General features: G+C 73.1%; 7 protein-coding genes. 6 read left to right on the top strand and 1 reads right to left on the bottom strand.

All coding sequences use genetic code 11. The annotated features are described in order from the left end of the window. Positions 1 to 214 precede the first annotated feature (214 nt). The 6 genes from ABD256_RS15835 to asnB are packed head-to-tail and all read left to right on the top strand — an operon-like array spanning position 215 to position 8,000. Positions 215 to 1,768: an ABC transporter substrate-binding protein gene (locus ABD256_RS15835; protein WP_344418364.1), complete on the top strand. Its 1,554-nt coding sequence runs from the start codon at positions 215 to 217 to the stop codon at positions 1,766 to 1,768. Next, positions 1,765 to 2,706, top strand: coding sequence for an ABC transporter permease (locus ABD256_RS15830; protein ID WP_344418362.1), 942 nt, complete (start codon positions 1,765 to 1,767; stop codon positions 2,704 to 2,706). The genes ABD256_RS15835 and ABD256_RS15830 overlap by 4 nt, the downstream gene beginning before the upstream one ends. Continuing rightward, positions 2,703 to 3,491 (top strand): ABC transporter permease, encoded by a 789-nt coding sequence (locus ABD256_RS15825; protein WP_344418360.1) that lies wholly within the window; start codon positions 2,703 to 2,705, stop codon positions 3,489 to 3,491. The genes ABD256_RS15830 and ABD256_RS15825 overlap by 4 nt, the downstream gene beginning before the upstream one ends. Beyond that, on the top strand, positions 3,488 to 4,954 hold the full coding sequence (locus ABD256_RS15820; protein WP_344418358.1) for an ABC transporter ATP-binding protein: 1,467 nt from the start codon (positions 3,488 to 3,490) through the stop codon (positions 4,952 to 4,954). The genes ABD256_RS15825 and ABD256_RS15820 overlap by 4 nt, the downstream gene beginning before the upstream one ends. After that, on the top strand, positions 4,942 to 6,153 hold the full coding sequence (locus tag ABD256_RS15815; protein ID WP_344418356.1) for a cytochrome P450 family protein: 1,212 nt from the start codon (positions 4,942 to 4,944) through the stop codon (positions 6,151 to 6,153). Before ABD256_RS15820 ends, ABD256_RS15815 begins: the two co-directional genes overlap by 13 nt. Before the next feature lie 29 nt (positions 6,154 to 6,182). After that, positions 6,183 to 8,000, top strand: coding sequence for an asparagine synthase (glutamine-hydrolyzing) (asnB, locus tag ABD256_RS15810; protein ID WP_344418354.1), 1,818 nt, complete (start codon positions 6,183 to 6,185; stop codon positions 7,998 to 8,000). A 56-nt stretch (positions 8,001 to 8,056) separates the two neighbouring features. Here asnB and ABD256_RS15805 read toward each other — a convergent pair whose 3' ends face one another. Continuing rightward, the gene (locus tag ABD256_RS15805; protein WP_344418352.1) at positions 8,057 to 12,955 is read right to left on the bottom strand and encodes a type I polyketide synthase; all 4,899 of its coding nucleotides are present in this window, start codon (positions 12,953 to 12,955) and stop codon (positions 8,057 to 8,059) included. Positions 12,956 to 13,010 lie beyond the last annotated feature (55 nt).

Genomic DNA, 13,010 nt, shown 5'->3' with positions numbered 1-13,010 from the left:
GCCAAGAATAGCCGAAGCTGCCGCCTCCGTCCCATGCTTGAATCAGCATGATCGACTCAGTGGCCGACCTCTCAGCCACTTTTCCGGAAACACATGGGACGCTGTTCATCACAAGGGTTGTGCACCCGAATGGCGTCTTGCTAGGTTGCACGCGTTTAGGGTCACCTAAGTCATTTCGCGCGGCGCGAATGCCGCATCTTCTGGAGGTCTAACCGTGGGGCTCAGCCGTCGTGACCTGCTCCGTGCCGCCGGGCTGACGCTCGGCGCGGCCGGCACCGCCTCGCTGCTGAGCGCGTGCGGTGCGGGCACGGCCGCCACCCCGGTCGAGAACACGGCACGCCGCACGCCCAAGCCGGGTGGACGGCTGCGCGCCGCGTTCACCGGCGGCGGCGCCGCCGAATCCCTCGATCCGTTCACCGGGCAGGCGCCGATCGACATCGTGCGCAACGACGTGATCTTCGACGCGCTGTTCTCCTTGGACAACGGCAAGGCCACGCCACGACTCGCGCTCACCGCCGAGCCCGCCGCCGACGGCCGGTCGTTCGTCCTGCGCCTGCGCGAAGGCGTTCACTGGCACGACGGATCACCGCTCACCGCGCGGGACGTCGCACACACCTTCCGGTACCTCGGTGCGCCGGAGCGGGCGTTCCCGAGCGAACTCACCGGTTACCTCGACCTCGCGGGCATCGAAGTGCGCGACGCGACGACCCTGCGCGTACCGACGGTGCGGCCGCTGGGCGATCCCGCGCTGGTACTCGCCGCCTTCCTGGTCAAGGTCATCAAGGACGGCACGACCTCGTTCACCCCGGCGACCGCGATCGGCACCGGCCCGTACCGGGTCGCGGCGTTCGAGGCCGGTCGCGAGGCGCGGCTCACCCGGTTCGACGGCCACTGGGACATCAAGGGCACGGCCGACGAACTGGTCCTGCTCAGCCTGACCGATCCGCAGGCCAAGGCGAACGCGGTGCTCACCGGCCAGGCCGATTACGCGGCCGACATCCCGTTCACCACCGCGAAAACCGGTGCATCCGGCGCGGATCTCGAGGTGCGCACCGCCGGCGCGCGCAACCGCGTCGGCTTCGGTTTCGTGCTCAACACCACCATCGCCCCGTTCAACGATCCGCGGGTGCGTCGCGCGGTTCGGCTGGCACTGGACCGGAAGGCGTTGGTGGACGGCGTTTTCCTCGGCTTTGGCGTGCCGGGCAACGATCTGTTCGGCTACGGCGCGGCCCATTTCAGCGAGCGTGAAGCCCCGCGCCAGGATGTCGACGCGGCCCGAAGGCTCGTCACCGAAGCGGGCGCTGGCCGCGTACCGATCACGATCCGCTCGGCCGAATACGAGATCGGGTTCAACGCCTCCACCCAGCTGGTCGCCGAGCAGCTCAAGGCGGTGGGCCTCGACGTGCGGCCCGATATCGTCGGCGTGGCCGAGTTCTACGACCCGGCGGCGATCACCACGGCCAACGCGATGACGTTCTCCATCGGCGCGCTGCCGCTGCCGGTGCTCTACGCCCGGCTGGCGTCGAACCCCGCGTTCGCGCTCGCCGACCCCGAACTGTCCGCGGCGCTGGCGACCGGGCTGGGCGCGCTCGACGAAACCGCCCGCGGCGCCGCGTGGGCACGGGTGCAGGACGTGCTGGCCGACCGCGGCAACACCGTGGTGTGGGGCCTCGCCGACACGCTCAGCCTGGAACGCAAGGCCGTCGCGGGCATCGAGGTGCGCGGGCTCGCCAAGTACCCGTACCTCGGCCACGCCGGGCTCGCGTGATCAGGCGGTCGGTGGCGCGGCTGGGCACCGGAGCCTTGCTGCTCCTGATGCTCTCCCTGCTGGTCTACGTCGGCCTCGATCTGTTGCCGGGCGACGCCGCGACGGCGCGGCTCGGCGTGAGCGCGACACCGGAGCGGGTGGCGGAACTGCGGCACCGGCTCGGTCTCGACCAGCCGGTGCTCGCCCGCTACTTCGGCTGGCTCACCGGGCTGGTGCGCGGTGACCTCGGCACCTCGGCCACCGGTAAGCCGGTCACCGAGATGCTCTCCGACCGGATCGGGAACTCGGCGCTGCTGTCCGGGATTACCCTGCTGCTGCTCGTTCCGGTGTCGCTGGGTGCCGGGCTGCTGGCGGCGACCCGGCGCGGCAGGCACGTCTCGGCGGGGGCGCTGCTGCTGGTGTCCGTGCCGGAGTTCGCCATCGCGGGCGCGCTGGCGCTGCTGTTCGCGGTCACGTTGCGCTGGCTGCCCGCCGTGTCCCTCATCCCGCCAGGGGACAGCCCGATCGCGCATCCCGAGGCGCTGGTGCTGCCCGTGCTGAGCCTGCTCGCGGTCGGCCTGTCCTACGCGATCCGCGCGATCCGGGCGGCGGCGGTCACCGCGGCCGCGTCGCCACACGTGGAGTTCTTGCGCCTCAACGGAATCCCACCGCGCGCGGTGCTGCGCACGGCCGTGCTCCCCGCGGTGCTGCCGGTGGCCGTGCAGGTGTGGCTGGTGACCGGCGTCGGCCTGGTCGGTGGCGGGGTGCTGGTGGAGAAGGTCTTCGGCTATCCGGGTATCGGCGAGCTGCTGGTGACCTCCGTGCAGACCGGCGATCTGCCGGTGGTGCAGGCGCTGGTGCTCGTGCTGGGCGGGGCGATGCTCGCCGCGCTCGCGCTGGCGGATCTCGCCATCGTCCCGCTCACACCCCGGCTGCGTACCGAGGAGGTACCCGCGTGAGGAATTTCCTGGCCGTGTTGGGCCTTTTGACCGCTGTGCTGGTGTTCGCCGGGCCGGAACTGGCCCCGCACGCCGCGACCACCCCGGTCGGCTTGCCCTACGGCCCCCCGACCGCCGCGACCCCGTTCGGCACCGATCAACTCGGCCGCGATGTGCTGTCCCGGTTGCTGCACGGCGGCAGGCCGCTCGTGTTGACCAGTCTCGCCGCCGCGTTCGCCGGGGCGGTGCTCGGGGCCACCGCCGGGCTGGTGGCGGCACTGGCCGGGCGGGGACGGCGCTTGCTGGCGAACGTGGTGCTGCGCCCGCTCGACGCGATCGCCGCCGTGCCACCGATCCTGCTGCTGTTGCTGGTCTTGACCGCGTTGCCGGACCGGACCGGCCTGGTGCTGGCCGTGGCGCTCGCCGCCGCCCCGCTCACCGCCCGCGTGACGATGGCCGCCGCCACTCAGGTCGCCGGTCGCGCGCACGTCGAGGCCGCGGTGGCGCGCGGCGAGGGCTGGACGTGGCTGGTATGCCGTGAAGTGCTGCCGCTGATCTCCTCGACCGTGCTGGCCGACGCGGGCATGCGCTTCGTCACGGCCGTGCACCTGGTCGCGGCCGCGGGTTTCCTCGGCCTCGGGGTGTCCGATGCGGACTGGGGGCTGATGATCGTGGACGCGCTGCCGGGCGCCGCGCTGCAACCGTGGGCGCTCGCCGTGCCGGTCGCCGGGGTCGCGGCGCTCGCGATCGGCGCCAACCTCTGTTCGGATCGTGTGGTCCGCCGGTCACGGGGGCTGGCCGGATGATCGCGAAGACGAGCTCGCTGTCCATCGAAGCCGGCGGCAGGACCGTGCTCGCCGGGGTGAACCTGGAGATCGACGCGGGTGAGGCGGTCGGCCTGCTCGGCCCGTCCGGCTGTGGCAAGACCACCCTCGCACTCGCCATGCTCGGCCACCTGCGCGAGGGCGCGCGGCACACCGGCGGCCAGGCCTATGTGGACGGACGGCCGATGCTGCCGGTCCCGCCGCCAGGGGTGCGCGGCGCGACCGTCGGCTACCTCGGCCAGGATCCCGGACTGGTCCTCACCCCGTACGCGCGGGTGGACGCCGCGCTGCGGCTCGCCGCCGGCGACCGCCGCGCCGACGTGCCCGCGCTGCTCGACCGCGTCGGACTGCCCGCCACGTTCGCCCGGCGCTACCCCCACCAGCTCTCCGGCGGCCAGCAGCAACGGGTGGCGCTCGCGTTCGCGCTGGCCCGTTCGCCGCGGCTGCTCGTGCTGGACGAGCCCACCGCGGCGCTCGACGTCGTGGCCAGCGCGGAGGTGCTCGCCGAACTGAGCCGGCTGCGCGAGAGCGGGGTGGCGCTGCTGTGGATCACCCACGACCCGGATGCGCTGGACCAGCTCGCAGACCGCGCGGTGGCGCTCGAAGACGGTCGGATCTCCACCGTGCCACCACGGATCGCCGGGCCTGCCGTTCCCCATCGAGAGTCCACATCAGACACGCGGCCGGCGCTGACCGCGACCGGCGTCACCGCCGGGCACGGCCGCACCCCGGTACTGCGAGAGGTGGACCTCGCGGTCTCGCCCGGCGAGTGCGTGGCCGTGCTCGGTGTGTCCGGCGCGGGAAAGTCGACGCTCGCCCGCTGCCTCACCGGGCTGCATCGGCCCGCCTCCGGCCACGTGGCGCTGGGAGCCGACGCGCTGGCCCCCGATGTCCGCGAACGCACGCGGGACCAGCGGGCGGCGGTGCAGCTCGTGCCGCAGAACCCGGCGGAATCCCTGCACCCGCGCCAAGACGTCCGCACCGCGCTCACCCGGCCGCTGCGCGTGCTGCGCCGCCTGCCCGGCCCCGAACACGACGCCGAGGTGCGGCGGCTGCTGCACGCGGTCGGCCTGTCCGATGCGCTGGCCCGCAGGCTGCCCAGCGAGCTGTCCGGCGGGCAGCGACAACGCGTCGCGCTCGCCCGCGCGCTGGCGGCAGGGCCGAAGGTGCTGGTGTGCGACGAAATCACCTCGGCACTGGACCCGGCGGCGCGGACCGGGGTGCTGACGCTGCTCGACGAACTGCGCACGCGGCACGGCCTGGCCGTCGTGTTCATCACCCATGACGCGGCCGTCGCGGCCGCGATCTCCGACCGGGTGCTCGTGCTCGCCGGCGGACGGGTCGCCGCGCGCGGCCCGACCGGCGAACTGCTCGCCCGGCCCGACGACCTCCCGTCCCTGCTCGCGCTCGGACGGCCAACCGCGGAGGACCCGTGCCCGACCTGAAACAACTCCCCCGGCTCGACGACGAGTACCTGCAGAACCCGCACGAGCTGGCGGCCCGGCTGCGCGCCGAAGGCCCGGCCAGACCGGTGGTCATGCCCGACGGCGTGCGCGTCTGGCTGGTCACCTCGCACGAACAAGCGCGGGCGTTGCTCACCGATCCCCGGCTGAGCAGCGACGGGGTCTACGACCGGCTCGAACACGCCCGGCAGCTCGCCGAGGGCAGGAAGATCGAGTTCTCCCGCTCGCTGGCCGCGCACCTGCTCAACGTCGACCCACCGGATCACACCCGGCTCCGCAAGCTGGTGGCCAAGGCGTTCACCAGCCGCACGATCGCCAGGCTGCGCCCGCGCATCGAGGAGATCACCGCCGAACTGCTCGACGCCATCGCGGAGGACGAGCCGGTCGACCTGATCGCCGCGTTCGCGCTTCCGTTGCCCATCAAGGTGATCTGCGAGCTGATGGGCATTCCCGCCGAAGACCGGCGGCGCTTCGCAGGCTGGTCGGGGCGGATGGTGTCGACGGCCGCGCCGGAGGAGATCGGCGCCGCGTCCGCCGAGATGGCGGGCTACCTGGCCGGGCTGGTCGAGCGGAAGCGCACCGCCCCCGCCGACGACCTGCTGTCCGCGCTCGTGCACGCCTCCGAGGACGGCGACCGGCTGGCCGTGCCGGAACTGATCGCCATGACGTTCGTCCTGCTGATCGGCGGCTACGAGACCACGGTCAACCTGATCAGCAGTGGCGTGCTGAGCCTGCTCCGCGAACCGGAGCAGCTCGCCGCGCTGCGCGCCGACCCCGGCCTGCTGCCCAACGCCGTCGAGGAGTTCCTGCGGTTCGAGACGCCGAACAACCTCGCGTCGCCCCGCTTCACCACCGAACCGGTCGTGGCAGGCGACGTGGAAATCCCCGAGGGCGAGCTGGTGATGGTGTCGCTGCTCGCCGGCAACCGCGACGCCGAGCGGTTCCCCGATCCGGACCGCCTCGACATCACCAGGCCGACCGGTGCGCACCTCGGCTTCGGGCACGGCATCCACTACTGCGTCGGCGCGCCGCTGGGCAGGCTGGAAGGCGAGATCGCGATCGGCGGGCTGCTGGCACGGTTCTCCCGCATCGACCTCGCCGTAGACCCGGCGTCGCTGCGCTGGCGCGGCAGTACGCAGATGCACGGGCTCGAGGCGCTGCCGCTGCGCCTGCGCCGCTGACCACACGACGAACCGAGAGGCGGACAACCATGTGCGGCATCACCGGATGGGTGGCCTACGACACCGATCTCGTCCAGCGCCGGGACGTGCTGGCCACCATGACCGACACCCTGGCCGCCCGCGGCCCGGACGCGGGCGAGGTCTGGGTGCGTCCCCGCGCGGGGCTCGGGCACCGCAGGCTCGCGGTGCTCGACCTGCCCGGCGGCAAGCAGCCGATGACGGCGCTCGGCGACGAGGTCGCGATGGTCTACAGCGGCGAGGTCTACAACTTCACCGAGCTGCGCGCCGAGCTTTCCGGGCGGGGGCACCGGTTCCGCACGGCGAGCGATACCGAGGTCGTGCTCGCCGGTTTTCTGGAGTGGGGCGCGGCCGTCGCCGGGCGCCTCAACGGGATGTTCGCGTTCGCCGTGTGGGACGAGCGAGTGGGCGAGCTGACCATGGTGCGCGACCGTCTCGGCGTGAAACCGTTGTACTACCAGGAAACCCGTGACGGTGTGCTGTTCGGCTCCGAGCCGAAGGCCATCCTCGCCAACCCGCTGGCCGAGCGCGAGATCGGCCTGGACTGCCTGCACGAGCTGGTGGGCCAGACGAAGGCACCGGGGTGGGCGCTGTGGGAGGGGATGCGCGAGGTCGAGCCGGGCACCGTGCTCACCGTGTCCCCGTCGGGCGTGCGCGAGCACACCTACTGGCGGCTGGCCGCGGCCGAGCACGAAGACGACCGGGAAACGACCATCGCCACGGTGCGGGAGCTGCTGTCCGACGCGGTGCGCCGCCAGCTCGTCGCGGATGTGCCGCAGGGCGTGCTCCTGTCCGGTGGGCTCGATTCCAGTGCCATCACCGGTCTCGCCGCCGAAACACTGCCGGGCCTGCGCACGTTCTCGGTCGACTTCGCCGGGCAGGAGGGGGAGTTCCGGCCGGACGAGCTGCGCGCCACCGCCGACTCCGCGTTCGTCCGCGAGGTCGCGGATCACGTCGGCTCCGCCCATCGCACGGTGCTGGTCGACACCCGGGAGCTGAGCACCCCGGAACTGCGCCGCACGGTCGTGCGGGCCTGGGACCTCCCGCTCGGCCTCGGTGACATCAACAGCTCATTGCACCTGCTGTTCCGGGCGATCCGGGCCGAGTCGACGGTGGTGCTGTCCGGCGAATCCGCCGACGAGGTCTTCGGCGGCTACCCGTGGTTCCACCACGAGGCGGCGCGCACCGCGAACACGTTCCCCTGGCTCGCGTTCGCGCACGCGGTCAACACCGACCGCGCGGCCGTGCTGCGCAAGGACCTCCGCGACCGGCTCGACATCGAGTCCTATGTGGCCGATCAGTACGCCACCGCGGTGGCACGGGTCGACCACCTCGACGGCGAGGACGAGCTGGAGCGCCGGATGCGGGTGATCTGCCAGCTGCACCTGACCCGGCTTGTGCGGGCACTGCTCGACCGCAAGGACCGCATGTCCATGGCGGCCGGGCTGGAGGTGCGGGTGCCGTTCTGCGATCACCGCCTGGTCGAGTACGTCTACAACACGCCGTGGTCGCTGAAAACCTTCGACGGCAGGGAAAAGAGCCTGCTGCGCGCGGCGGCAAGGCACGTGCTGCCGGACTCGGTGGCCGACCGCGTGAAGAGCCCGTACCCGACGGTGCAGGACACCGCGTACGCGGCCGCGTTGCAGGCGCAGGCCGCCGACGTGCTCGCCGAGGACTCCCCCGCGTTCGCGCTGGTGGATCGTGACTGGGTCCGGTCCGCGGTCGCGCTGGAGGCCGCGGAGATCACCGGACCGCTGCGGCAGGGCCTGGAGCGGGTGCTCGACCTGCACCACTGGGCACGGGAGTACCGCCCGGTGTTCACCTTCTGACCGATCCCCGCCACGAGTTGTCGGCCCGCCGGGCTGACAACTCGTGGCGGAGCGGTTCACACCAGCTCGGCGAGGTAGGCCGTTATCCTGGCGGGTGTGGGGTGGCTCCACAGCAGGGTCGCGGGCAGCGCCACCCCGGTCTCCCGTTCCAGCCGCGCCCGCAAAGCCGACGCCAGCAACGAATCCACGCCCGACTCGGTGAGCGCCCGGTGCGGGCTCACCGCGCCGGCGGGCACGCCCAGCGTCGCACCGATCGCGGTGATCACGATCTCGCCGAGCCTGGCCGCCCGTTCCTCGCCGCTCAGCCGGTCCCATCCGATCGCATCGCCCGGTTGCTCTGCCTCGGCAAGAAGACCCCCGAGGACCGATGGGCGGGGACCGGTGTGGTCGCGGCGCACGCGCAGCACGGCGGTGGTGCCGCCGCCCGGCGCACCGAGCACCCGGTCGAACGCGCGCAACGCCTCGTCGGCGCTGATGTCCCCGACACCACGGGCCGCCAGTTCGAGATCGGTCGCGGACGCCGCCGTCGACATGCCGAGCCCTCGCCAGCTCGTCCACGCGACGCTGACCGTGCCGGGTCCGCGGTGCGCGGCGAGCGCGTCGAGGTAGGCGTTGGCAGCCGCGTACGCGGCCTGACCCGGCAGGCCGAGCAGCGGGCCCGCGGACGAGAACAGCACCATGAAGTCGAGCGATCCCACCGGGAACAACTCGTGCAGCACCCGCGCACCGTCCACTTTCGGGCGCATCACCTCGGCGAGGTCGGCCGGGCCGACATCAGTGGTCAATCCACTTCGGACAGTTCCGGCGGCGTGCACGACGCCGGCGATCGGCGGTACCGGCAACGCCGCCAGTGCCGCTCGGGTTCGCGTGGCGTCGGCGACGTCCACGGCGAGCGGGAACACCGCGACACCGGCGTGTTCGAGTTCCCGGACGGCGCGGCCGCGCGAATCGGCGTCCCAGCTCTCGCGCGGCGGCAGTGGGGTGCGGCCAAGCAACACGATCCGGCGCGCCCCGCGCTGGGCCAGCAGACCGGCCACCTTCCGGCCCAGCGCGCCGAGACCGCCGGTGACCAGGTACGTCGCGTCGGGACGGCAGAGCACGGGTGCGCCGCCGGCGGCCGGCCTGAGACGGGGGACTCGCACCTCGCCTCCCGCTACCGCGAGCACCGGTTCGGCGCGAGTGGCGAGCGCGCGGCCGAACGCTTCCGCGTCGAGGGCGGTGGGCTCAGCGGGCAGATCCACGGCCCCGCCCCAGAAATCGGGATGCTCGCTCGCGCCGACCCGGCTGACCCCGTGCAGCGGAGCCGCCGCGAGCCCGTCGGCGGACTCGGCGGCGCGGACTCCGCTGGTGGCGCACCACAGCCTCGGCTTGGGTCCCGGCAACGCGCCGAGTTCGCGTGCGGTGGCGAGCAAGGTGGCGACGGCAGCCACGGGGTCCGCGACCGCCGGGGCGACCACCAGGTGCGCGGCGCCCAGGCCGACGGCCTCGCGAACGGTGTCGACCGGACGCAGGCCGAGTGCGGCCGCCAGCTTGCCGTCGCCGACCACGATCGCCGGTGCGGACGAGATCGGTGCCGCGGGTGCCGGCAGCGGTTCCCAGCACACGTCGTAGGCCAGCTCGGCCAGCGAATCGCCGCGATCGCCGTCCAATTCGCCGTACCGCACCCCGCGCAGCCACGCGCAGCCACCTGCCGCCACCACCCGAACGTCCACAGTGGACGATCGATCCCGGTCGACCCGCACCATGATTTCGGCGGTTTCCGGAGCGTCACCACGCAAGCCGAACCCGTCGATCCTGGCGGGCATCCGCAGCACGGGCGGACCGTCGAAGACGACCGAGGCGAGTGACAGCGCGGCGTCCAGCAACGCGGCCCAGCCGCGCGCGGAGACGGTGCCCCGCAGCCCGTCCGGACCTTGTGCCAGCGCGGTGAACTCCCAGTCGTAGCCCATCCCGGCCACCCCCAGCCGCGCGAGCCCGGTGACCACGTGGTCGAGTGGCAGCGCGGTTCCGGTCTCCACGGCGAACGACACGTCCTCGGACGCGTCCGCCACGGCGGTGGTGTGCACGACCCAGCCGTCGCCGGAACGCGACGCGATCCGCAGCGCCGGACCGTCACGGACGATCTGCAGTTCGCCTGCCTCGTCCTCGGGCACGGCCACCGGTGTCCGGAGCCGCACATCCCGCAGGCCCGTGCGGGCACCCGCCACGCGGAGGGTGTTCAGCAGCACGGCGGCGGGCACGATCTCGGTGCCGAGCACGGGGTGGCGGCCGGGATAGGGCCGGGTGCGCGCGGCGAGCGTCGTCGACCAGACGCGGGTGACCGACCCGTGCACGTCGACCGGCGCGCCGAGCAGCGTGTCCGGCGGGAACTCGGTGGCCGGGCCGTCGATCCAGTGCGAGATGCGCTGCCACACCACGCCGGGCAGCGGTAGGTGGCGCCCGGCAGGCTGGAGCACCGTCCAATCAGGATCGACGCCGTGGCCGTAGAGCGTGGCGAGCGCCGCGGCCAGGCATTCGTGCTCGTCCCGGTTCCGGCGCAGGCTCGCGATCGCGGCGCCGTGCACGCCGCGGGCGCGCAACACCTCGTTGACGGAATGCCCGACCACGGGATGCGCGGACACCTCCAGGAACAACCGGTACCCGTCGTCCACCGCCGCCTCGACCGCCGTGGCGAACCGCACGGGGTCGCGCAGGTTGGCCGCCCAGTACGCGGCGTTCTGCCTTGGCGCGCCGCGTGGATCGTCGGCCGCGGTCACGTAGAGCGGCACTCGCGCTGGCGCGGGATCCAGTGCCGCGACCGCATCGGCGAGGCGGTCGGCCAGCGGCACCATCTGCGGCGAATGGAACGCGACGTCCGAGTCGACCCGTCGCACCACACGTCCCGCTGCCGTCAGCGCGGCGCTCACCTCGGCGACCGCTGCCGGGGAACCGGCCAGCACGGTGGACGCGGGCGCGGCGTCGATCGCGGCGACGACGTCCGAGCGGTCGCCGAGCCAGGCGACGGCGGCGGCGAACGGCAGATCCACCATCGCCATCGCACCGTCACCCGCGACCTCCGGGAGCAGCCGCGATCGCCGGCACACCAGCGTCGCGCCCTGCTCCTCGGTGAGCACGCCGGCGGTGACCGCCGCGGCGATCTCGCCCACCGAGTGCCCGAGCACCGCGGCGGGTTCGATCCCCCGGTCCCGCCACACCGCGGCCAAGCCAACCTGGATCACGAACAGCATCGCCTGCACGAGGTCGACGCCGCCGAGCTCGCCGGACTCCAGCACGACGCGGGGAACCACGCCCAGCTCGGCGTCGAAGATCGGGGCGAGCCGGTCGACTACCCCGGCGAACACGGGTTCGTCGGCCAGCAGCCCCCGTCCCATGCCTGCCCATTGCGCACCGTGCCCTGAAAACACCCACACCACACCGGGTTGCGCCGCCGCCTCGACGGGCTCGATCGCGCGCAGGCCGGCTGCCAGCGCATCGCGATCGGCGGCCACCACGGCGGCACGGACCGGCAGGTGCGCGCGGCCGTGCGCCAGGGTGTGGCCGAGATCGGCCAGCGGGACGTCGGTGACCGCCTCCGCCAGCCGCGAAGCCTGGGCGCGAACGGCCTCGGGCGTGGCCCCGGAAATCGGGTAGAGCCGGAACCCGGTGGAATCCGAGGCCGCTTCGCCCGGCGCGGGCCCGCGTTCGAGCACGATGTGCGCGATGGTGCCGCCGTACCCGTAGCCGGCCACCCCGGCGTAGCGCGACACCAGCGGCCGCGCCTCGGTGACCACTTCCAGTCCCGCTCCCGCCCAGTCGAAATCGGGGCGCGGCGGCCCGTCCATCGGCGTGGGCGGGATGAGCCCGGCGTCGAGCGCCAACGCGGTCTTGATCACTCCGGCGATGCCCGCCGCCGCTTCGGTGTGGCCGATGGCCGGCTTCACCGCACCGACCAGGCAGCCGCCTTCACCGAGCACGGTGGCGATGGCGCCCAGCTCGATCGGGTCACCGACACGGGTTCCGGTTCCGTGCGCCTCCACGTAGCCGACCTCGCGCGGGTCGACCCCGGCGTCGGCGTACGCGGCACGCATCAGGTGCTCCTGCGCGCTGCCGGAGGGAGCCATGATGCCGTCGGTGCGGCCGTCCTGGCGCACCGCGCCGCCGCGCACCACGGCCCACACGTGGTCGCCATCGGCGATCGCGTCGGCGAGCCGCTTGAGCACGACGACCCCGCAGCCCTCACCGCGGCCGTAACCGTCGGCACCGGCGGTGAACGTTTTCGAGACACCGTCCGGAGCGAGGGCGCCCGCCTCGTCGAGCACCGCGGTCAGCCCCGGCCCGGACATGATCATCACGCCACCGGCGAGCGCGAGCGGCACCTCTCCCCCGGCGACCGCACGGCAGGCCTGGTGCAGCGCCACCAGTGAGGAGGAGCACGCGGTGTCCACGGCGAAACTGGGGCCGCGCAGGTCGAGTGTGTAGGACACGCGGTTCGCGACGGCGCACAGCGACGCGCCGATCCCGGTCCACGCCCGCACTCCCGGCAGGTCCTCCAGCAGCCGCCTGCCGTAGTCGTCGGTGCCGACGCCGAGGTAGACGCCGGTGTCGGTGCCCGCGAGCGCGCGCGGGTCGGCGCCGGCGTGCTCCAGCGCCTCCCACGCCACCTCCAGGGTGATGCGCTGTTGCGGGTCGAGCTGAGCCGCTTCGACGCCCGAGATGCCGAAGAACGCGTTGTCGAAACCGGCGACGTCGTCGAGGAACGAGCCGCGCGCGGTCACCCTCGACAGCGCGGCGGCGTTCTCCCGTGAACGGCCGCGTGCGGCGTCCCACCGGCCGCTCGGAACGGGACCGGCCGACCGGGAGCCGGTGAGCAGGAAGGAAAAGAACCGTTCGGCGGAGTCGGCCCCGCCCGCGAACCGGCACCCCATGCCGATGATGGCGACCCGACCGGACAAATCCTCGTGCGCTGTTTCGACCACGACGTCAGCACAACAGGCTCGCGCGGGGTGAAGCCTGAGTAGTGGCTACTCAAGT

It is taken from the genome of Amycolatopsis minnesotensis, from assembly GCF_039529815.1.
Taxonomy (GTDB): Bacteria; Actinomycetota; Actinomycetes; order Mycobacteriales; family Pseudonocardiaceae; genus Amycolatopsis; species Amycolatopsis minnesotensis.
The sequence above is the reverse complement of the archived record's forward strand: the minus strand, read 5'-3'. Positions and strand labels throughout refer to the sequence as shown.

What these genes read in the sequence shown, in the direction of transcription:
- ABD256_RS15820 (WP_344418358.1), top strand. Translation starts at nt 3,488, where the DNA reads ATGATCGCGAAGACGAGCTCGCTGTCCATCGAAGCCGGCGGCAGGACC.
- asnB (WP_344418354.1), top strand. Translation starts at nt 6,183, where the DNA reads ATGTGCGGCATCACCGGATGGGTGGCCTACGACACCGATCTCGTCCAG.